Raw genomic sequence first — 19,884 nt, 5'->3', positions numbered from 1 at the left:
TGTCAGGCATGTCCATCTCTCGCACTGTTTATCGGACCGCGGTGGCGGCGACGGCCGCCCTTGGCCTGGCCGCAACCACCGCGTTTGCGCAAAGCGATCTCGAGCGGCGCGTTGATCGCCTCGAGCAGCGCCTCGAGGGCAGCGCGCTGATGTCGCTGATGAACGAAGCCGATGCACTGAGAAGCGAGGTTACCGCACTGCGGGGAGAGATCGAAGTCCTCGAGCGAGAACTGGAAGATATTCGGGGCCAGCAGCGGAGTCTTTACCTCGACCTCGATGAGCGTCTACAAGCCCTTGAGAGCGGTGCATCCGCCCCAGCGGAAGGTTCGGATAACGAGCTTAGCGAGCCTGAGATTGAAGACCAGAACGTCGATGAGGATGTCATCCGCAGCGCGTACGACGAGGCCTTTGGCGAGCTTCGCAACGGCAACTATGACGCAGCGGCAGACCAATTCGAGGCCTTCCTCGAGACCTACGCCGACGCTGATCTTGCCGCGAATGCCCGCTACTGGCTTGGCGAGTCGCACTATGTCCAGCGCGACTTCGAAACCGCCCTGTCGGAATTCCAGCAGGTGCTGGATGAGCACCCGGACAGCAACAAGCGTCCGGATGCCATGCTGAAAATCGGTTACGTGCGACTGGAGCAGGGCGAGCGCGATAGGGCAGAAGAAGCCCTGGAAGCCGTGGTCGAGGAGCACCCCGACACGACGGCTGCAAACCTCGCCCAGCAACGCTTGGACCAGCTCTAGCGCCCGTCCGCCAGGGGCTGCGCCGGTTTCATCATCCTGTCATAGCGATCTCGTAGTGTTTAGAGATTAGTCCATTTGGGCTATTTCAAACACAACGGAGTCGTATCATGAAAATGTCGCACGGTTTCACGAAAGGCCTGGCCGCGATCGCTTTGAGCGGCACACTGGCCGGCACGGCAATGGCTGCCGACCCTGCCAATGTCTGCCCCGCCTCGCTGAAAATGGCCGACACGGGCATTGAGGGAATGGGTTCGCTGGAAGAGGCGTTCGCACCATTCGCCGAGTCCTTCGAAGCAATGACCGGTGTCGAGCTCGAGCTCTACTCACTGTCCAACCGCACGGCAGCCGGCACCGCACTGCAGTTTGACGAGGTTGATCTCGTCTTCGGTGGGCCATCGGAATTTGTCCTCTTTGAGGAACTCGCCGATTTGGATGTGCTGTTCTCGATCGTTCGGCCGAACTATGGCTCAAGCTTTGTGGTAAAGGCCGACAGCGATATTCAGGAACTCGCCGATCTTGAGGATCGCCGCGTGGCCCTGAAGGACGTGGGCTCAACCTCGGGTCATATTTTCCCGATGAAGCTTCTCGCCGAAGCCGGCCTCAACCCAGATGAAATGGACATCGTCATGGCCGGGGATGCGCGCATCCAGGTCCTGATCAACGATGATGTGGAAGCCATGGGTGGCGGTAACAAGGACTGGGATGCCGTGCGCGAGCAGGACCCCAACACCGAGTACCGGCTGCTGGCCCAGACCGACACCCTGCCGGGTGACCCGGTCATCATGCGCGCCAGCCTGCCCCAGGACTGCCGCGATGCCCTGCGGGAGACCATGGCGGCTGACACCGATGAAGTCTGGGATGCGTTGACCTCGACGGAGCGCAACGCCGATAAGTTCATCGAGCGTGATGCGTATCTGTCGTTCGAGACCGATCCCGCCATCTACCAGCAGGTCCGCGAGGCCTACGAGGTCGCTGGCATTCCGCTTGACGAATAAGTCGTCCGCTTGGCCTGCCCGCTCCCGGTCAGGCCAATCCTGAATCGAAGCCGCTCCGTTTTTCTCGGAGCGGCTTTTTGTGTTGTCCGGACCAGGAGAATCCATGACCGATGCGACCGAATCGAGCGCCCAGCCAGTGAGGGTGCGATCCGTACACCTGAGTTACGGCCATCTCAACGTCCTGCGCGGCGTTTCTCTGGATATTCATGCCGCCGAGGGCGTCGTCTTACTCGGCGCGAATGGTTCCGGCAAATCGACGCTGCTGCGCACGCTGAACGGTCTCGCCCAGCCGCAATCCGGAGAGATCGAAATTGCCGGACAATCCGTCATCAACGCGCGCGGCGCTGCGCTTCGTGCCATCCGACAGCGTATGGGATACGTGTTCCAGCAGTTCAATCTCGTCAGCCAGTTAACGGCGTTTCAGAACGTGCTCTTCGGGGTTTTGGGTGCCAGGCCGCTCGGCGTGCTGCGGTGTCTGACCTCCACAGCAACCGCCGTCGATCGCGACTATGCCATGGCCTGTCTCGAGCGCGTGGGCATGGCTGACCGGGCAGAGCACCGGCCCGCTGAGCTGTCCGGCGGTCAACAACAGCGCGTCGCCATCGCCCGGATGCTCATGCAACAGCCCGCTTTGGTCATTGCCGATGAGCCCATTGCCAGCCTCGACCCGCGCGGTGGCCGGGAGGTGCTCGACTTGCTCTGGGGCATTGTGCGCGAAGACAACCTCGCGATGCTCTGCACCCTCCATCAGCTTGACCTCGCGCGGCATTACGCCGATCGCATCGTCGGCATCAAGGACGGCGTCACCGCCATCGACTGCGCTGCCAATGAGGTAGATAACGCGGGCCTGAGTGACCTTTACGCGGAGGCGGCACTGTCATGAAAACCAACACCTCACACGTTCCACCGCGCTTTCGCCGCCCCTCGCCGGTTGCCTGGGGCATCGGCCTCGGGTTTCTGGCCTTTTTCATCCAGGGCATGATCGCCGCAGAGATCACGATCGACCGCCTGATTCGCGGCGCGGGCAACATTGTCCGCTTCCTTGGCCAGGCATTGCCCCCCGACTTCAGCCGCAGCGGTAACATTGGCTGGGCCATGCTGGAGACGCTCAATATCGCCGTAGTGGGCGTCACTATTGGTTGCCTACTCTCCGTGCCACTGGCCCTGCTCGCGGCCCGCAACACGTCACCCCATCGCGCCGTGCATATTGCCGCGCGCTTTGTCATCTCGGTATCGCGCACTATTCCGGATCTGATCTGGGCGTTGATCTTTGTGGTCACCGTCGGCCTTGGCCCACTCGCCGGGATTCTGGCGATCATCATGGATACCATCGGCTTTGCCGCCCGGTTTTACTCCGAGCGCTTCGAAGAGGTGAGCGACGGGCCCGCCAACGCCCTCACCTCCACCGGCGCCGGCCGTATTTCGGTGATCTTTGGCGCCATCATCCCCGAGAGCTTCGCCTCCATGACGGCCGTGTCGCTGTTCAGCGTGGAAAAGGCCATTCGCTCGGCGGTCACACTGGGGCTGGTCGGCGCGGGGGGAATCGGCGTGGAGCTCTCCACGGCCATGCGGTTGTTCCGTTACGACGATGCCGCCGCCATCATCCTGATCATCCTGGTCGCCGTGATCGCCTTCGAGCAGCTCTCCTCAGCGATTCGGCGGCGGATTATTGGCGGTCAATCGATACCCGAGTAAAGCCGCCCCGGAGGGCGGCTTCGCTCAGGCGCTGGGCGCGGCTGGACTACTCGGCGTAGTCCAGCCCCTTTGTGCTCGCGACTTCGCGGGCATTGGGGTTCACGGAGGGCCGGAAGGGCACGCTGACAACCTCAGCGTTCACCCGGTTGCCGGGTAGGCCCTGGGTGTACTCGTCCGGTAGCCAGACCTCGAGCGCCGTTCCCACCTCGGTGCGATTGACGGGGACCCAGGCCAACGCAATGTTGGTCTCGAGCTCCGGCGAATACCAGGGCGAGCTGATGTAACCCACTGCTTCATCGGCGCCCCGCTCGGCCACCAGCCAAAAGTCAGGCGCATAGTCGGTAATCGGCAGGCCACCAAAGGTCAGGCCGACCATCTTGAGATGGAAGGGCGGATCGCCCGCCTCAAGCCTCGCACGAGCCGCCTCGAGGGCCTGTTTGCCAATGTAGTCCGCCGCCTTGTTTCGCGGCACCTGATAGGCCAGGTTGCACTGGAATGGCAGCGTTTCCATGTCGATATCCTGTCCCCAGGACAGAATGCCCGCGGCGATGCGGCGATGATGCGCCGGGGCGATCACCATCAACTGATGCTTTTTACCCACTTCGAGCACCGTATTCCACATGTCCTCGGCATAGCGGGTCGCATCCCGCAGATAGATCTCATAGCCCTTCTCACCGGTGAAACCCGTCTGAGAGATAATCACATCACGGCCCGCGACCTGACCGGCCATGAGGCCGTAATACGGAATCTCGCGAACCGCTTCACCGAAAAGATCCGCCATCAAATCCTCGGACTTCGGCCCCTGAATCTGCACGGGGGCGACGTCGATCTCGGCGATGGTCACATCAAAGCCCTTGGCAATGTTCACGCCACGCATCCACAGCTCAAGGTCACTGTCCGACAGCGAGAACCAGAACTCATCCTCGCTGATGCGCAGCAGAACCGGGTCGTTCAGGATGCCGCCCGCTTCATTGCATAGAATGACGTACTTGCCGTGCATCGGCTTGATGCGCGTGGCATCGCGCGTGATCACGTAGTTCACGAAGGCCTCGGCATCCGGTCCCTTGACCTGGATCTGCCGCTCGACAGCGACGTTCCACATTGTGACGTGGTTGACGAGCGCGTCGTACTCCACCATCGCCCCACCGTCCTCGGGGCGGACATAGCCGCGTGGGTGGTACATGCGGTTATACACGGTGGCTCGCCAACAGCCCGCCTGGTGGGCCAGATGCCAGTATGGCGACTTGCGCACGCGGGTCGAGATCAACATCTCCACCGGGGTGCGGCCTGACTGACGCAAATTGATGGGAACCTTGCGGCCTGACTGATCAACGCTGGTCACCTGAGTGACATTCGCGTCATTAACGCCAACATGCGGGTGTTTTGCACTCATCCATCGCTCTCCCCGAAATACTGTGGAACCACCATTGGTTGCAGGGATCATGCAACACGCTGGTCCACGGGGAGTTTTCAAACTGCGACCTCGGGCATCCTGTGGCGGTCCTGCCGGGGTCTTCGGGTCAGGACGATTGCCCCAAAGCAGCGCGCGCCGTATCATTCCGGGCTGATCGGGTCGTTAGCTCAGTTGGTAGAGCATCGGACTTTTAATCCGCTGGTCGCAGGTTCGAATCCTGCACGACCCACCATCTCCCCAGCGCCTACGTCTCCTGAGGTGCTTTTTCTACCTAACATAACTTAACCCTACTTTTAGGTAGTTAAATAGGGTGAAACCGCTGTAGAGTGGTATTGGTTGTCGTTATTTCCTTTACCAACAAAGGTCGCGTCAATGCAAGTTGTTGATTCAAAAGAACCACCGCTAGGCGTCACGCGGCCCGATCGGTTGTTACAGATCGCAATTCTGGAAGACATCCAGGTCATTCAAGACCGATTCAAGTCCATCATTGAGCAGTCGGATTTAGCCTCACAAGTAGCGCTTGCTGAGTCAAATGAGCAATTGGAGCAATTATTGAATGAAGGGCCGCTGGATGTCGTCCTGGCAGATCTTGGTTTGCCGGACGGATCTGGGCTGGTTTCGATCCAAAGGGTTTGCGCGCTCTACCCCCAGTGTCAGGTCATTGTTGTCTCCAGTCTTTCCGATCCGGAAACGGTGACCACCGCGCTTGTCATGGGCGCCGTTGGCTATATCCAAAAAGATGATGCATCCATCGAGGTCGTTGAGGCCATCAAGCAGGCCTTAAGCGGTGGGTCGCCTATTTCCGCCTCGATTGCGCGTAAAATCGTGGAGAAGATGCAATTTCAACCGCAACTGGCTGATCCTGACGCTGACCACGGGCTGACCGAACGGGAAATTGAGGTGTTAACCGTCTTATCCAAGGGCCTGAGCCAGGCAGAGTCTGCAAAAGCGTTATCGATGGCAAGAACAACCCTGCCGGTCCATGTCCGCAACATCTATCGTAAGCTTCAGGCGCATAACCGTACCGAGGCGATATTCGAAGCGCGAAACCAAGGGATCATCCCCTGAAAGTGCAAGGCCTTACCCGCGCATTGATGCTGGCGATCCCGATAATCCTGTATTTCTCCGGATCCTTATTGCTGAACGTCCCACGCGAAGAGCAACAGGCTTTCATCGCGTTTGATTCAGACCCCGACATCACAGTCCCCCTGCCGTGGGTGGAGTTTCGGGGGGTTGATCAAAAGGCGGCTGTGACCGGCAGTATCCTGCTGCCCCCGGCGAACAAAACAACCGGTCAGCCCCAGGCGCTGTACTTCAGCGGTTATGAGGGGATACTGAGTATCTTCAGCGACGGTGACTTGCTGGTTTACGCGGGATCCGAGTCGACCGTTCAAGGGCCATCCCACCTGCAAGACCTGCTGGTGCGCCTTCCAACCAATCTTAGCACGTCAACCCTGACGTTCAGTATTGAGCCGGCGGGGACGCAGTTTTTGCGCCTCCGTGGCGGGTATCTGGGGCCCGTCAGCAATTTTGAAGAAATCATCTCACGGCATAATTTTTACTACAATGATCTTCGTATAACCTTTCTTGGCGTAGAAATTTTTATCGCGCTACTGCTGGGCGCCTTAATTATTTCCAAAAGCACTCCGACTTACTACCGCCATTTAGGTTCGGTTGTTCTCTTCTTTATGGTCATACAGGCAAGCAGCCTCGATGGTGACCCCTTCTCGCTCAATGCCTTTTACCATCAATTTATGCTGCTACTTCCCTATGTCGTTTGCCTCGGTTTTCGACTGGTACTAGAAGCCAATGATGTTCATCAGCAGCGCATAAAAACTGCACGCCGGACTTTACTGGCGTTCGCGTTCATTCTAGCCATACCCATCCAGTTGGGTTTGTTGCCTGGCGCTCAGGCAACACTTATTTACTCACTGCCGGTGGCATTGATCATCTGGGCAATCGGTGTTGTCGTTCTTTTCACAAAGCGCAGTCTGCGGTTCAGTTCTTATCTGACTTTTGCACTGTTAGTCACCACAATCAGTGCTTTATTCGGCATCGCGCATGATTTGAGTGTTAAATTTGGTTGGATCGATAGCAACCTACTATTTGTGCCACTCTGCACGCCGATTTTTTTCGCTTCAGTCGCATTAGCCCTCATTCTGGATTTCGCTAAAACGCGGCGGGAACTCGAGGATCTGAACAAAAATTTGCAGCAAAAGGTCATCAACGCGACGGCGCAAATCCAGCGTGAATCATCAAAGCGGGCTTTCGTTGAAGTTGAACAGGCCAAATCCGAGGCTCACAAAAATGTCATGATGGATCTGCATGATGGCGTTCTGGGCTATCTATCGTCCATGTACGCCCTACTAGAGCCCCGCACCGACAGCAAAACCACCACGGTTAAAGAACTCGCGAAAAGCGCGATGGATGAAATCCGCCTCATGCTGAATCGGGATATCTCCGGCCAGCAAGGGTCGCTGTTAGTTGTGCTATCGGTGTTCCAGGACCAAATGCAGAGCAGGCTCAACTCGATGGATGTCGAGCTGCAGATGGACGTGACCTCCCTTGCCGACTACGATTCACCCAGCGACCAATTCAACCTCGATATCTATCGAATCCTGCAGGAGGCGATCACGAATGCCGTGGACCGTGCTGCCTGCACTGAGCTGAGTATCGTCGCCTACACCGATCAACGTACCCATTTTTTGTGTATTGAGAACGGCGGTGGCCGGGGCCTGTCTTTAGCGAGCGATAATAAACCCCTGCAGGGCACGGGCCGGTCTAACATGAGGGCCCGGGCTGAGGCCCACGGCGCCGAAATGTCGATTACAGCCACGCCCACCGGGGCCCGTTTGCTGATCAAACTACCGCTGAATGATTCCCCCCGTGGTCAGCGCTAGCAGCCGTTGTTATTACCGGGATGGTACTGTCTCAGTCTGCGCTGGCCGAAACCGGCAACGGCGAGAGCACGAGTCTTACGCCGACATCACCATGTTGATCCTCGATCAAAACCGGAGCCTCTGAGATTAGTCGGTAAGCGGTCCGCAACGATGTCGGCCGATTTGCCACAATTCGGGGTTTGAGGGTCACTTCAGTTCGATCGCCAGCAAGGTATCCGGATACGAGACCATCGACACTGACTTCGATTGCCAGGCCTCGTGGTAATTCACCCACGGCATTATCAATGCGCGCCGCAAGTTTTGCGCCCCCTGAATATGGATGCATCAGCTGAATCAAGCTACCGCTTTTCGGTCTGCTTTGAGGTGGAGCTCCCGCTATACTGGGCGCAACCAGACCGATAGCTGCGATCGGCGCCCAATCCAACTGGTTGGCGGAGTACTGCACTTTAACCCACCCATCTTGACCGTCTTTGCCCGGCTTACGCGCTTGCGTCGACTGGTTAGACGACCCAGGCAGGTTGCCACCACGACCACCACGGCTTCGGATTGCTCCGAGAGATGAATCGCGGCCCTCATGACCTGACGCCGATCGATTTTTTGCAGGGCTGCCACCTTTGCCGCCGGCACCGACAACGACCGAACTGCTACCCGTAGGCAATTGTTTACTGCCTTTGCGGCGCGCTCCGATTTCACCCCCGCCTGAATCGCCAATAGCATTACCGCCGCTACCGGCCTGGATTTCATAGCGGACCAAAATTGGCGTATCGAAAACAATTATTTGATCATTTTGGAGGAATACATGCTGACAATAGAGTTTACCGTCAATGTTTTCGATACTTAGATTTCCGCCCTCGGCAACGCATGGCGTTGCAAAGGCTGCTCCACCTGTGTAACTCGACAACCCCAGAAAGATGATGACTCTAATTAAAAAACCACTGCGAGTTTTCATCGTTACTCCTCCCACTGAATCATTTGAAGTTTCCGCTCAGGTTTAGTTACCTCAATGGATGGAGCCATTTGATAACCGGATTGCAGGAAAATGACTTGCTCGGCATTCTGCAGCCGATGTCCATCAGGCAGATTCTGTCCATAGACTTTAAGCTGCCATTCGCCGGGTTCGAGACGCTCAAACCGGTACTCGCCTTGAGCGCTGCTCAATGTCCGATGGACTTCTTCTTCTCGTCGCAACTCGACGAGTATCCCGCCGAGTGGTTGGCCGCTCTCGGCGTAGCGCACGCTTCCCACTAGTTCTGCACCTGCAACTAATGAAAGGTCATACTCATTATTAATCCCCGGTTGAACAGTGACTTGATGGCCTGCCGGAGTGGCCGGGATCAGATTCTCGACGATTCGGTCAGTTTCGACACGAAGTCTGTGAGGGCCAGCTGGCAGACCACGAAACCGATAAAAGCCATTTGCATCAGTCACTGCGGAAATGGTGTCGGCAAAAATAATTGCACCGCTTACGCCGTTGTCCTGATCTCGAGTGGTATCAACGAGCCGCCCCCTCAGTGAGCCAATACCACTTCTGCGTTTTACCGGAAGAGAAAATCGATGCTCGTAGCTGAGTGTCAATTGATTGCGCGTCTCTAATTCAATATCTTGTATCTGCGCCGCTTTAAAATAAATCCTATTGCGATTATTTAGTCGCCAGGTTGCCGTCGCTGCAGTAATTTGCGTTGCTTCGCGCTCGCGAAGTGCGAGGTCATCGTAGACTTTTTTGTTGTTCGCATATCTTAGCGCGACAGCCAGCCCATCCACGGGTAACCAGCGTAGGTTAAGTCGGCGTTGTTGGAAGTCATTGCCGAGCCGACTCTCTTCGGGAGCGGATGTCGACACTAGATCAAAGTCAATGGTTGCGCTGAAGGAAGGACTCGGTTGCCAACGGCTAAAAATTGAATAGCCCTGCTCAGCCCACTTGTCGGGACTCCGCACATCGTCACGGCGCTCTTGCTTTACAGACAGGCCGTGACGCCAGTTTTCGAGACGAAGATTTATCCCAACTTCACCACTCAGCCGCTCATATGCGGCGTCGTTCGAGGAAACTGCGTTACGGTAGGTGAGTCGGCGGACTCCGCCGCGCAATCCAAAAAGCTCATTGACCGGTAATCGAGCCGTTAACGCTGTATTACTCTCCCGGACCGCCGTCCCTCGGTCCACTATGGAATCTAGATTACGTCGATACTCTTCGTACCTACCGGTGATACTGACACCCTCACGGCGACGGAATTCTAGGCTGGTGCCCCAGCTTGCACTGTCGGGTAGCCGACCCGCGAATGTCGGCGCGGCCTGGCGAGCGAATAGCGTTAATCGCGGGCCCTGCGCGCGTATGTCGGTCTCGTAAGCTGCCTGCCATGCACTGCCGCCATCTTGCATGTCTTGGGCAATCTCAATCGCCAAATTACCCCATGGGCGATTGGCGGTATCGATTTGTAAACTCGTAACAGTTTCGGATGAGTCTTTTGCAACATCCGACGTGACACCTGAGTAGTGGAGAAAATTCAGCTTGAGTACATCTTTGCGGTGAGTCCGCCAACCAAAATGGCTCGCGAGATCAAAACGATCACCCACGGCGCCCTCATCCTGGACACCATAAACGCCCCATAGGGGTCCATTGCGATCGCCGCCATAAGCGACACTGGCTCCAACGCCATTACGTCGCACACTCGTGAGATTCGAGAGGTTAAAGCGGCGATTGCCTGCGGCTAAACGCCATTGATTCTGTTCATATCGCGCTGTGGCCTGGACGGTCTGATCGGTGTCGTTTGATGATCTATCTCCGCTTTCATTCACTTCGAATTCGAGACGCCGCTCAGATTTTTCATCGATATATCCGCTGCCGTTAATAGCCCAGTTGAGCGTAGTTTGTGATTCGGTTGCCGTCACAGCGGTGCTCGCCGTTATTGGCAGACGTATCCACGGATCGCTGCCACCAACCTCGGGAAGGACGTCGATCACTGACGCCGATTGCGCTAGCAGCGATGGGTTGTCATCAGTACTCAGGCCAGTGGCCGTGACGACAAGGCGTTCAGTGCGCTGAAAGCCACGATCGGCCGCCGTTGTAAAGGTAGCTGCCACTTCTCGAGTTTTGCCAGGCTTGAGGTCAATAAGATCTGGGTCTAACGTCGGTGCGGAAGCGCTGTTGCTCGAAAGCTCAGCTTGAAGACGAGCCGTAACAACCGTGTTACCGACATTACTTACCATATAGGTGGCAACCGTTTTCCTATTTGCGATCAGGCGTTGAGGAATCTCTAAGGGTCGAATTTCGAGCTTAGGAACTGCCATCACCCGAATGCGCGTCTTTCCCGCTATTAGAGTGCCGGCTGTATCAGCATCGCGTAAGTGGAAGATAAGGTTGTAGGTGCCTGGCGGTGTGCGCGATGTGGCGCGAATCATCGCAAACATCGTTGCTGAGCCCTTCGATGGCAGGGCGACCGGCTCTGGGGGTATTGCAAGGGTCAGTACTTCTGGGCGCTGTAGATTGCCCTCTACCCTAACCGGTGTATCGCCCGGATTGCGGATGCGGTAAGCGATCGTTGCTGTGCCTCCTGGTGTTACGTCGATAAGTTCTGGCGTTATCCCCACGACAGTTTCGCTGACGTCAGCTGAACCGTTGCAGGAGAACAATGCGATAGAGCCTGCGAGGACGTAAACCAAGATCTGCCGGCTTGGCATCGCTTACGGTAGCTGGAGTTTGTAGAGCGCACCCAGCATAGTCCCTTCCACATCGGCGACGATGAGGGTCTCTTCGCCATTTTTTATTGATGACGCCAGTGGCAGTCGCACCCGACGCTCTCCGCCTGGATAAATTAGAACCTCTTGTGCTTCACCAAGACGATTGTTCAATTGATCACTGCCGAACTGCTCAAGCCAGAGTTTCACGGGGAGCCGGCTATTACCGGTATTTGCAAGCAATACTTCAAGCTCGACACCTGCACCCGTATCGACAACATGGCGGTTGATGAAAGCGATTCCATCCGTGTCGATCGGACCAACTTGCGTATCGACACGAACCGCAGTGCGAAATCTCGGAGTGATTGAAAAAGCCGGCACCGCCGGTTGATCGCCCGCATCTGGAGGAGCAGCTTGTGATTGATCGCCGCCCTCAATCATGATGACGTTCCAAAAGGTGCCTATAGGCAAGTCTGTGGCTGGAATGTGCATTTCATAGGCAAATATGCCTGAGGCGCCGGGATCAATTCGCTGTTCACCGGGTGTGATAGTCATCCACTCGGCCGAGGACCGAGCCAATGTGCCAGCAGGTGGGTACGAGCCTCCAGACCGACTTTGTTGGTAATCGGTTAGGTAGGCTCGGACATTACGTGCTTCGGGACCGCGATTATTCACCGCGATACGTCCGGCTATGGTGCTACCTGCATCTCCTAAATGCAGACGTGTCAGCTCGCCAGCAACGACAACTTGTTGGGCTCTCGATGGCATCGTGAGCAGTGCAAAACAGAGCAATGTAGCGACGAAAAGGGAACGGCCGACGGAGTTAGACATCACGGATTACTCGTGGGTGAGGAAGGGCCGACCTTAGAAACAGTCGGCCCGTTCGCCCTAGTCCTCGCCCAATGTATACATGACGTCCATGGAGTATTCGTCAGAGGCATTAAGTTCTGCGACACCATTAGTTCCGCCTGTTGGGCTAATGCTGTAGGCGACTTGGGCGCCAGTGCCGGTGCCAGTCCAGCAGGTACCAACATCGCTGATTAGCGTTTGAGTCTTTTTGCTGGTCATATCGATTCCAGTTTGTGCTGTTCCACACTGGCCCTCGCCGGGAATGTTTGATACGCCAGCCGTTATATCGAATCCTGGGGGCAAGTCACCATCTGCTTCGATAGTGATGTTTCGATTATCGTCGTCTGTCAGTACCGTATACTGAAGTTGCGTACTGTCATTACTATCGCTTTTTCTTGGATCTTCGCCCGCGCTCAGATCCGTGTTGATGAGCTCGAGCTTGACTGAATCGCCGCCAGACATGGCAAGCATCGAAACTTCTTCCACATTGAACGTTATAGTCTGGTCTACTTCCTCATCCGCAATTGCAGTGAGAGGGATGGTGCTCAATGCAATCCCTAATAAACCAATAATTTGTCCCTGCTTGCACCGCATACTCATTTCCTTTTTGTAGTATCCAAGCCATCATTAGCTTTAACTATGAATATATACCCAATAGAAGGTAGTGCTATACTCTATTTATGGTATGCACTGTGGCGGCCATGAAGGGATTCGGGTTCTATCCCATAGCTGCGGACACATCTGAAAAGCTTCATTATTGGAAGCAGGAGGTGGCCGATGGGACAGAAGAGACGACGGTTCAGTCGAGAGCTCAAAGAGGAAGCGGTCGAGCTCGCGAGTCGGCCTGATGTGACGATCAAAGACGTTGCGAATGATCTTGGTATTCATCGCTCGGTCCTCGAGCGTTGGTGCCGGGCATCCAACACCGCTGGCGAGGACTCTTTCCCCGGCAAGGGCCAACCACGAGAAAAAGGGGTCGCCCGGTTGCGGCGAGAGCTTGCTCGGGTGAGAAAGGAACAGGATTTTTTGCGCGAGGCGGCGGCGTTCTTCGCCAGCGCGTCACCGGCGGTACCAGGTGATCCAACGCTGTCGCGCTGAATATTCTGTCCGACTGATGTGCCGCTGTCTGAAAGTCTCGCCAAGCGGGTTCTATGCCTGGCTTGCACGACCGGTGTGCCAGCGTTCTGCTGAGAACCAACGGCTGCGCCAGCGCATGCGGGAGCTTCACGAAGACCATTAAGATGTTCTTGGAGCCCCTCGTATAGATGAGCAGCTGTTCTATGAGGGTGAGTCTCTCGGCCTCAATCGAGTGGCCCGGCTGATAGCCGCCGAGGGGCTGCAGGGCATACCGCAACATCGGGCATGGCGTCGCAAACGCTCTGGCAGCCAGCCGATGGCAGTGAGCAATCATCTCGAACGGGACTTCAGCGCGGCAGCGCCCAATGAGCGGTGGGTGACGGACATCACCTATCTCCCTACCGGTGAGGGTTGGCTGTATCTGGCTGCAGTCATTGACCTCTAGAACAACGTGGTCATCGGCTCGTCGATGAGCGCACGGCAAGGCCGACGACTAGTGTTCAAGGCGGTCCTGGTGGCTATCTGGTAGAGAAAAAACAACAGCCCGGTGATCCTGCACTCCGACCGCGGAACGCAGTTCACCAGTGGTGAATACCAGGCTTTCCTGCGCGACCATAATGTCATCGGCAGCATGAGCGCCGTTGGCGACTGTGGCGATAACGCCGCGGCGGAGGGGTTCTTCGGTCTCCTCCAGCGTGACCGAGTTCGCCGCCGGCGCTATTTAACGCAGGCTGAGGCGCGAAGTGCTGTCTTTGATTATGTTGAGGGATTCCACAACCCGAGAATGCGTTGGCGAGTTGAACAACCAATGGATCAGAAACGAGGCTTAACGAAACCGTCCGCGGTGGCGGGGTAGAACCCCAAGGATGCGATTGAAGTTGAGAACGTGGAGGCGTTGCCAGCTATGTTGCGTAGTGTGCGCGAGGCTATTGCGGAAGGCGAGTTGGACGAGCTGTTGGCGAAGTATGCAGAGTACGGTAGAAGTGTTCGCAAACGAGCGAAGTAGGTATGCGGTATTGCAGACCTGTTAACACGTTTTGCAGTTGATGCTGTAGCAAGATATTTCGCACACCACAGAATATTGCGTTTAGGTCATTGATTATAAACACGAAATCAAAACCGTCTGCTCTTTTAATCCGCTGGTCGCAGATTCGAATCCTGCACGATCCACCAGCCTTCTCCTCACACCGGTTTGGCGCCATACCATGACAGTCCACAACGTCTCATTACTCACTGACTGGCATCCGGTCTTTGTCGAGGGGATGGGGGGTTATGATCCGCGAGACCCGCAGCGCGTGGCCGAGCAAGTCTGCACCCGCCTCTCGACGCATTGGCAGCACCAGCCCGTTGACCGCCCCAAATTACTCATCACACAAGGCGATCCACTCGAGCCGCGCGGTATCTCGGCCATCACCCGGGCCGTTGCTGAGCGCCTCTCACTGGGTCGCGGCCTCATCTGCTTGGATGAACATATCGCGGATTATCACGCCCGCGATGCCGACCGCCATGGCGTTATACTGGAGTTCCGATACTCGCAGTTACTCGAGGCACTGCCTGAGACCGAGATACTCGCCCCCCTCGAGGCCGCCATTGACCAAGCGCTGGAGCGCAAAAATCACAAGCGGGAGCAGCTCGGAAAGCCGCCGCTTAAATCCTATTACCGGGATTTTGCCCGCTTGCAGGAAGTCAGCAAGGTGGCCTGCCGACAACTTGCCGGCTCGATCACTGTCGCTCACACCAGCGAAGACATCCACGAGTTCTCAGTGACGAGTTTCTATACCATCGGTCTGGAGCTGGGTCTGACAACGGCCTCAGAGCTCGTCGGCTTCCGCCCCTAGGATCTGGCAGTCCACGCCGAAGGTATTCGCGGCTATGGCCAATGGCCGATCGGCGGTGAGAAGACAGCACTCTTGTTGGGCCGCGGCCGCAAGATGCAGGGCGTCCAACGTTCGCAAATTCGTTTTACGTGACGACAACCAACGCAGGGCGTGATCAAAAACCTCTACGGGGATGGGCACTGATCGGTAGCGGCCGGCGGCAATATCGTTTTCCAAGGCAGATTCTATACGGCGAGCCTGTGATTCGGTGATTTCACCCATACGAGACCAACGGGCGATTGCTGAGGCTGTCTCGACCCGGACCAAAGGGCTCAGCCCAATCTGCCCGGCTTGACGCAGGAAGATCACCTCCACAGCAGTGCTATTCACCTCCGAGCGATAGAACGGCAGAACGGCACTGGTATCCACGTAAAGCATCAGCCGCACCAGCGGTTTGCCGCGCGGGGGATGTTATTGCCTTTGAGCAATGTTGACGGCTGACGTCACACGTTACTCCGCGAAACGTACCGCGTTCTGACCGGGTGAGGTTATGCGAACCCTCATAGAGGGGTTATGAAGCAACAGGAGACCGCAGAACCAAGGGCCTCCCGCCACTCGGTAACGTGACGCAATCCGTCTCTCATCCGAGACGCAGTGCGTGTGGCGTAACAACGTTTTCCGGCAGGCATCCTAAACGCCAGAAAGCAACATGCAGTCCTCATAGAACAGCGCGTCGGTTAGGGCCCGATGTTTGGGGCTCCGCCCCGCGGCGCTGCCTACGCCGCCTTCCGCCGCTCCGCTTTCCCGGCCTCGGCGGTGACACCTAACGTCTCCCGTAAAGCGATCCAGTCGACCAGCGACAGCTCTCCCGACTGGCTCTCCGCCAGCGCCGTGCAGCTCTCAACCCAATCGCCGTCATTGCAGTAAAGCAGCCCGTCGCGCTCGCTCAGCTCGGCGTGGTGGATATGACCACAAACGAGCCCGTCGACACCCGCCTCCCGGGCCTCGTGTACCAGCGCGTCCTCGTAATTGGCGATGTACTGCATGGCGTTTTTGACGCGGTGCTTGAGATGCGCGGCCAGCGACCAGTACGGCCGGTTGAGCGCCTGGCGTACGCGATTCACCCAGTGGTTTGCGCGAATAAGCCAGGCGTACATCCGATTACCCAGCATGGCGACCAGGCGGCTGCACTGGACTACGGTGTCGAACTCATCCCCGTGCAGCACCAGCAGGCGCCGACCGTCCGCGCATTGGTGCGTTGCGCGCATGCAGATCTCCACGCCTTCAATCGTCATGCCCGCGTAATCGCGCATCATTTCATCGTGGTTACCCGGGATGTAGACCACGCGCGTACCGCGCCGGGCACGGGCGAGAATGTTCTGGATCACGGCGTTGTGACTTTCAGACCAGCGCAGGCCGCGCCGGCGCATTTCCCAGATGTCGATGATGTCGCCGACCAGATAGAGGGTCTCGCATTCCATCGACTCGAGAAATTCGAGCAGGTAGTCGGCGCGCGCGCCGCGGAAACCCAGGTGGGTGTCGGAGATGAAAACGGTACGGTATCGCAGCGGATGGAGAGGCAGGATCGCCGTCATGGTGCTCTTCCCATGGCCAGGTTTCGCCAGAGGATAGGGAGAGAATGTTAAACCGCTGTGACGATTCACCCCGAGCTGTCACCAAAGCGTCACACGCTAACGGCAGTCTGGCGCCATGCTGAAAACGCTGGCTGACACCCTCGGTTTGATCATCTCCGGCTTGGTCCCACGCCGCGAGGATTTACTCCGCCCCACACCCCGCCGCGTCCTGGTTTCCCTGTTGGCCGCCGTCTTATTGCCCCCGGCACTGCTCTACTACTGGGTCGGGCTCTGGCTGGATGAGCTGTGCTTTCGCCGCTACCGCCAAATCAAGGTACGCCAGCCGGTCTTTATTCTTGGGGTGCCACGCAGCGGCACCACGGCCTTACACGAGGCGCTTGCCGAGGACAGCCAGTTCACCACCCAGCGCACCTGGGAGTGCTTACTGGCGCCTGCGATCAGCCACCGCTATGCCTGGCGCGCCCTGGCCCGAATCGACCGCGCCCTTGGAAGCCCGATGCAGCGCCTGGCGGGGTGGCTCAACCAGCGTATCTTGAGCCCGCTGACGCAGGCGCACCCCGTCAGTGCCCGCGCCCCGGAAGAGGACTACCTGAGCCTGCTTCCCCACCTAAGCGCATTCATCCTCATTGTGGCATTCCCCAACGCCCGGCGGCTGTGGCGACTTGGCCGCGGCGATGAAGCTCTGGATGACTCGGCTCGACAGCGCCTGATGGGCCAGTACCGCCGCGCCATCCAACGGCATTTGTATGTCCATGGCACCGAGCGGACCTATCTGGCAAAAAACGCCAGTCATGCCGTTCTGGCGGGTAGCCTGGCCGAGGCCTTTCCCGACGCCCGGTTTATCGCGTGTCTGCGCGAACCGCAAAAAGTCGTGTCCTCGCAGATCGCCAGCATGACGCCCGCGCTCAACGCCCTGCACGGGCCGATCGATCAGTGGGCGTTCAACCGCCGCATGCGCCAGCAACTGCATTTCGCCTATGCCAACTTACTGGCCGTGCTGCCCGCACAAGCGCCTCAGCGCGCCGTTTTTCTGCCGCTCAATGCCCAGCGCACTGACCTGGCGGGCGCCGTTCGGGGGTTTTACCAGCAATTCGACCTGACGCTCTCACCCGAATACGCCGAGCGCTTAAAGCATCGGGCCCAGCAGGCGGGCGCACACCGTTCCGGCCACCAGCATCAACTGGCTGATCATGGCCTCAGCCCCGCGCTGATCCGTGCAGAATTCGCCGACCTGACCGCGCGCTTCGACTGCGCGGGTGATCAGCCGATTGCCGCGGCTGACGTCACACCCTACCGCCACGCCCGACGGGTGGTGGTGGTCTCGGACGCGGCGGCTGAGCGCAACGGCGTGGGTGCGTATTACAGCGACCTCATCGATCACCTGGATGATCGCGTCGCGGCGATTAATCTGATCGCGCCTGGCAAGGCGCCACGCGGGCACCGCATCCCGCACTGGCGCGAGGCGGCCCTACCCGGCGATGCCACCCAGTCACTCGCCCTGCCTTCGCCCTGGGCGCTGTATCAGGCGATGGCCGATGCCGCCCCGCAGGTCATCATCGTGGCAACGCCGGGCCCTTATGGCTTACTGGCCGCGCACATGGCCCATCGAATCGGCGCGAAATTGATTTTTGGCCTGCATACCGACTATGAAGCCCTCGCGGGACTGTACTGGGGCAGCATTCGCAGTCGGTTGAATCGCTGGGGCATGACCGCGGTCAACCGCGCATTATTCCGGCGCGCGGACGTGGTCGTCAGCAACTCGGCGCACATGCACGCGCTCGCCCAGAAAAAAGGGGCGCAACGGGCCGTGCGTGTGAACACCCCGATCCCCAAGGCCTTTGTGGACGAGCCAACGGCTACCCCGAGCCTGCCACCCAAGCGGGTGCTGTTCGTCGGCCGACTGGCTGCCGAAAAACGCGTTCAATCCGTCATCGAGGCGGCAGAAGCGCTACCCGAACTCCACTTCACCCTGGCCGGCGACGGCCCGCTCCGCGCTGAGGTGGAGGCGGCCACGCGGCGCCTCGACAACCTTGAAGCGCTTGGCTGGGTCGCCAGGCCGGCCTTGAGGCAAGTGCTGGATGACGCGGACCTGCTGGTTCTGCCCTCTGAAGTTGAGGCGTTTGGCACGGTTGCCCTGGAGGCCATGGTGCGGGGTCGCCTCGCCCTGGTCTCGCCCGGTTGCGGCATTGCCGACTGGCCAGAGCTCGCCAACGGCCTGATCGTCATGGACGACGGCGAGTCGGTGGCAGGAGCCCTGACCCAGCTCAGCGCCGAGTGCCCAGCCACCTTGGCAGCCCGAGCCGCTGCGGGGCAGGCGGCCGCTCGATCCATGGCGACTCGCTGTATCGATGAGTGGACCACGCTCATCGAGAACACCCGTCCGTCCCAACCCACGCGCGATCAAGCAGCACGGAAACCCGCCCGATGGGCATTGCCCCGCATCTAAGCATTCACGATGTGATGCCGGAGACCCTCCCGGCGGTCCGCGGTCTGATCAGGCAATGCCACGAGGCGGGTTGGCCACCACCGGTGCTGCTAGTGGTACCGGGGCGCGACTGGACGCCCGCCGCACTGCGTCAGCTCCACGACTGGCAGTCCGCGGGCCATGAGATCGCAGGTCATGGCTGGGTCCACCGAATCGATCACTACGGCGGCATCGGGCATCGACTGCATGCCGCGCTCATCTCGCGACAAGTGGCCGAGCACCTCTGCCTGGATGCCGAGGGCATTCTCGCGTTGATGCGGCGGTGCTATGCGTGGCTCACCGTTCAGGGCCTGCATGGCCCGCGGCTTTATGTTCCACCGGCCTGGGCCCTCGGTCGTGTGCCGCTATCGCGTTTGAACGAACAGCCTTTCCCCTACGTGGAGACCCTGCGGGGCATTGTCGAGGTATCGACGGGCCGCTGGCAGTCACGCGCGCTCCTCGGCTATGAGGCCGGCAACCCATTCCAGGCCCGGGCGCTTGGCATTAGCAATGCAATTAACCGGGCCCGCGCCCGGCGCGGCGCGGGCTTGCGAATCGGGCTGCACCCCCATGACCCGGAACTGGCGCTGGCAGACGACCTGCAGCAGGATCTCGCCCGCTTCCTTCCGGATGCGCCAGCACCGGCCAAGGCGCGTC

At 58.3% G+C, this 19,884-nt stretch carries 15 protein-coding genes, 1 tRNA gene and 2 pseudogenes; 11 read left to right on the top strand and 7 right to left on the bottom strand.

Going from position 1 to position 19,884, the window contains the following annotated elements; genetic code table 11:
- Positions 1 to 8 precede the first annotated feature (8 nt).
- The 4 genes from ybgF to phnE all read left to right on the top strand — a co-directional run bounded on the left by ybgF (position 9) and on the right by phnE (position 3,439).
- On the top strand, positions 9 to 749 hold the full coding sequence (gene ybgF / locus SPISAL_RS02085; protein WP_041389454.1) for a tol-pal system protein YbgF: 741 nt from the start codon (positions 9 to 11) through the stop codon (positions 747 to 749).
- Between the two features lie 107 nt (positions 750 to 856).
- Entirely contained in the window at positions 857 to 1,744 is an 888-nt protein-coding gene (locus tag SPISAL_RS02080; RefSeq protein ID WP_016352819.1) for a phosphate/phosphite/phosphonate ABC transporter substrate-binding protein, read from the top strand.
- A 103-nt stretch (positions 1,745 to 1,847) separates the two neighbouring features.
- Positions 1,848 to 2,627 carry a phosphonate ABC transporter ATP-binding protein gene (locus tag SPISAL_RS02075; protein ID WP_016352818.1) on the top strand — a complete coding sequence of 260 codons (780 nt, stop codon included), beginning with the start codon at positions 1,848 to 1,850 and terminating at the stop codon, positions 2,625 to 2,627.
- Positions 2,624 to 3,439 (top strand): phosphonate ABC transporter, permease protein PhnE, encoded by an 816-nt coding sequence (gene phnE / locus SPISAL_RS02070; RefSeq protein WP_016352817.1) that lies wholly within the window; start codon positions 2,624 to 2,626, stop codon positions 3,437 to 3,439. Before SPISAL_RS02075 ends, phnE begins: the two co-directional genes overlap by 4 nt.
- Positions 3,440 to 3,485: 46 nt before the next feature.
- Here phnE and SPISAL_RS02065 read toward each other — a convergent pair whose 3' ends face one another.
- Positions 3,486 to 4,832 (bottom strand): glycine cleavage T C-terminal barrel domain-containing protein, encoded by a 1,347-nt coding sequence (locus SPISAL_RS02065; RefSeq protein WP_016352816.1) that lies wholly within the window; start codon positions 4,830 to 4,832, stop codon positions 3,486 to 3,488.
- A 177-nt stretch (positions 4,833 to 5,009) separates the two neighbouring features.
- On the opposite strand from SPISAL_RS02065, the gene SPISAL_RS02060 reads away from it, so the two are divergent.
- From SPISAL_RS02060 to SPISAL_RS02050, 3 genes are all read left to right on the top strand, one after another.
- Positions 5,010 to 5,085, top strand: a tRNA-Lys gene (locus SPISAL_RS02060).
- 140 nt (positions 5,086 to 5,225) lie between these two features.
- Positions 5,226 to 5,921 carry a response regulator transcription factor gene (locus tag SPISAL_RS02055; RefSeq protein WP_016352815.1) on the top strand — a complete coding sequence of 232 codons (696 nt, stop codon included), beginning with the start codon at positions 5,226 to 5,228 and terminating at the stop codon, positions 5,919 to 5,921.
- Positions 5,922 to 5,923: 2 nt separating this feature from the next.
- Positions 5,924 to 7,753 (top strand): sensor histidine kinase, encoded by a 1,830-nt coding sequence (locus SPISAL_RS02050; RefSeq protein WP_187287973.1) that lies wholly within the window; start codon positions 5,924 to 5,926, stop codon positions 7,751 to 7,753.
- Positions 7,754 to 7,784: 31 nt separating this feature from the next.
- On the opposite strand, the gene SPISAL_RS02045 is transcribed toward SPISAL_RS02050, so the two are convergent.
- From SPISAL_RS02045 to SPISAL_RS02030, 4 genes are all read right to left on the bottom strand, one after another.
- The gene (locus tag SPISAL_RS02045) at positions 7,785 to 8,702 is read right to left on the bottom strand and encodes a hypothetical protein (protein ID WP_041389145.1); all 918 of its coding nucleotides are present in this window, start codon (positions 8,700 to 8,702) and stop codon (positions 7,785 to 7,787) included.
- A gap of 2 nt (positions 8,703 to 8,704) precedes the next feature.
- Positions 8,705 to 11,149 (bottom strand): carboxypeptidase-like regulatory domain-containing protein, encoded by a 2,445-nt coding sequence (locus tag SPISAL_RS02040; RefSeq protein ID WP_187287972.1) that lies wholly within the window; start codon positions 11,147 to 11,149, stop codon positions 8,705 to 8,707.
- A 282-nt stretch (positions 11,150 to 11,431) separates the two neighbouring features.
- On the bottom strand, positions 11,432 to 12,256 hold the full coding sequence (locus SPISAL_RS02035) for a fimbrial biogenesis chaperone (protein WP_187287971.1): 825 nt from the start codon (positions 12,254 to 12,256) through the stop codon (positions 11,432 to 11,434).
- Between the two features lie 57 nt (positions 12,257 to 12,313).
- Positions 12,314 to 12,868 (bottom strand): hypothetical protein, encoded by a 555-nt coding sequence (locus SPISAL_RS02030; RefSeq protein ID WP_016352810.1) that lies wholly within the window; start codon positions 12,866 to 12,868, stop codon positions 12,314 to 12,316.
- Between the two features lie 183 nt (positions 12,869 to 13,051).
- On the opposite strand from SPISAL_RS02030, the pseudogene SPISAL_RS02020 reads away from it, so the two are divergent.
- Together SPISAL_RS02020 and SPISAL_RS02015 are read left to right on the top strand one after the other, a co-directional pair.
- A pseudogene (locus SPISAL_RS02020) lies at positions 13,052 to 14,207 on the top strand (IS3 family transposase).
- Positions 14,208 to 14,556: 349 nt separating this feature from the next.
- Positions 14,557 to 15,189 carry a hypothetical protein gene (locus SPISAL_RS02015; RefSeq protein ID WP_016352808.1) on the top strand — a complete coding sequence of 211 codons (633 nt, stop codon included), beginning with the start codon at positions 14,557 to 14,559 and terminating at the stop codon, positions 15,187 to 15,189.
- On the opposite strand, the gene SPISAL_RS02010 is transcribed toward SPISAL_RS02015, so the two are convergent.
- Together SPISAL_RS02010 and SPISAL_RS02005 are read right to left on the bottom strand one after the other, a co-directional pair.
- Positions 15,163 to 15,606, bottom strand: coding sequence for a type II toxin-antitoxin system VapC family toxin (locus tag SPISAL_RS02010; protein WP_041389447.1), 444 nt, complete (start codon positions 15,604 to 15,606; stop codon positions 15,163 to 15,165). The two genes, SPISAL_RS02015 and SPISAL_RS02010, sit on opposite strands and share 27 nt — an antisense overlap.
- Before the next feature lie 338 nt (positions 15,607 to 15,944).
- Positions 15,945 to 16,763 (bottom strand): UDP-2,3-diacylglucosamine diphosphatase, encoded by an 819-nt coding sequence (locus tag SPISAL_RS02005; RefSeq protein WP_016352806.1) that lies wholly within the window; start codon positions 16,761 to 16,763, stop codon positions 15,945 to 15,947.
- Between the two features lie 115 nt (positions 16,764 to 16,878).
- Here SPISAL_RS02005 and SPISAL_RS08645 point away from each other — a divergent pair, with 115 nt between their 5' ends.
- Together SPISAL_RS08645 and SPISAL_RS09045 are read left to right on the top strand one after the other, a co-directional pair.
- Positions 16,879 to 19,209, top strand: coding sequence for a sulfotransferase (locus SPISAL_RS08645; RefSeq protein ID WP_016352805.1), 2,331 nt, complete (start codon positions 16,879 to 16,881; stop codon positions 19,207 to 19,209).
- Positions 19,188 to 19,568 (top strand): annotated as a pseudogene (locus tag SPISAL_RS09045) (DUF2334 domain-containing protein); the annotation flags it as partial. The gene SPISAL_RS08645 and the pseudogene SPISAL_RS09045, both read left to right, overlap by 22 nt.
- Between the last annotated feature and the right edge of the window lie 316 nt (positions 19,569 to 19,884).

It is taken from the genome of Spiribacter salinus M19-40 (genome assembly GCF_000319575.2).
Lineage (GTDB): Bacteria > Pseudomonadota > Gammaproteobacteria > Nitrococcales > Nitrococcaceae > Spiribacter > Spiribacter salinus.
Note: the sequence above shows the minus strand (reverse complement) of the source record. Positions and strands in the feature narration are given on the sequence as shown.

Excerpts from the sequence above, each read along its gene's own strand:
- ybgF (WP_041389454.1), top strand. The coding sequence starts at position 9 with ATGTCCATCTCTCGCACTGTTTATCGGACCGCGGTGGCGGCGACGGCC.
- SPISAL_RS02080 (WP_016352819.1), top strand. The coding sequence starts at position 857 with ATGAAAATGTCGCACGGTTTCACGAAAGGCCTGGCCGCGATCGCTTTG.
- SPISAL_RS02075 (WP_016352818.1), top strand. The coding sequence starts at position 1,848 with ATGACCGATGCGACCGAATCGAGCGCCCAGCCAGTGAGGGTGCGATCC.
- phnE (WP_016352817.1), top strand. The coding sequence starts at position 2,624 with ATGAAAACCAACACCTCACACGTTCCACCGCGCTTTCGCCGCCCCTCG.
- SPISAL_RS02065 (WP_016352816.1), bottom strand. The coding sequence starts at position 4,832 with ATGAGTGCAAAACACCCGCATGTTGGCGTTAATGACGCGAATGTCACT.
- SPISAL_RS02055 (WP_016352815.1), top strand. The coding sequence starts at position 5,226 with ATGCAAGTTGTTGATTCAAAAGAACCACCGCTAGGCGTCACGCGGCCC.
- SPISAL_RS02045 (WP_041389145.1), bottom strand. The coding sequence starts at position 8,702 with ATGAAAACTCGCAGTGGTTTTTTAATTAGAGTCATCATCTTTCTGGGG.
- SPISAL_RS02040 (WP_187287972.1), bottom strand. The coding sequence starts at position 11,149 with ATGATTCGCGCCACATCGCGCACACCGCCAGGCACCTACAACCTTATC.
- SPISAL_RS02035 (WP_187287971.1), bottom strand. The coding sequence starts at position 12,256 with ATGTCTAACTCCGTCGGCCGTTCCCTTTTCGTCGCTACATTGCTCTGT.
- SPISAL_RS02030 (WP_016352810.1), bottom strand. The coding sequence starts at position 12,868 with ATGCGGTGCAAGCAGGGACAAATTATTGGTTTATTAGGGATTGCATTG.
- SPISAL_RS02015 (WP_016352808.1), top strand. The coding sequence starts at position 14,557 with ATGACAGTCCACAACGTCTCATTACTCACTGACTGGCATCCGGTCTTT.
- SPISAL_RS02010 (WP_041389447.1), bottom strand. The coding sequence starts at position 15,606 with ATGCTTTACGTGGATACCAGTGCCGTTCTGCCGTTCTATCGCTCGGAG.
- SPISAL_RS02005 (WP_016352806.1), bottom strand. The coding sequence starts at position 16,763 with ATGACGGCGATCCTGCCTCTCCATCCGCTGCGATACCGTACCGTTTTC.
- SPISAL_RS08645 (WP_016352805.1), top strand. The coding sequence starts at position 16,879 with ATGCTGAAAACGCTGGCTGACACCCTCGGTTTGATCATCTCCGGCTTG.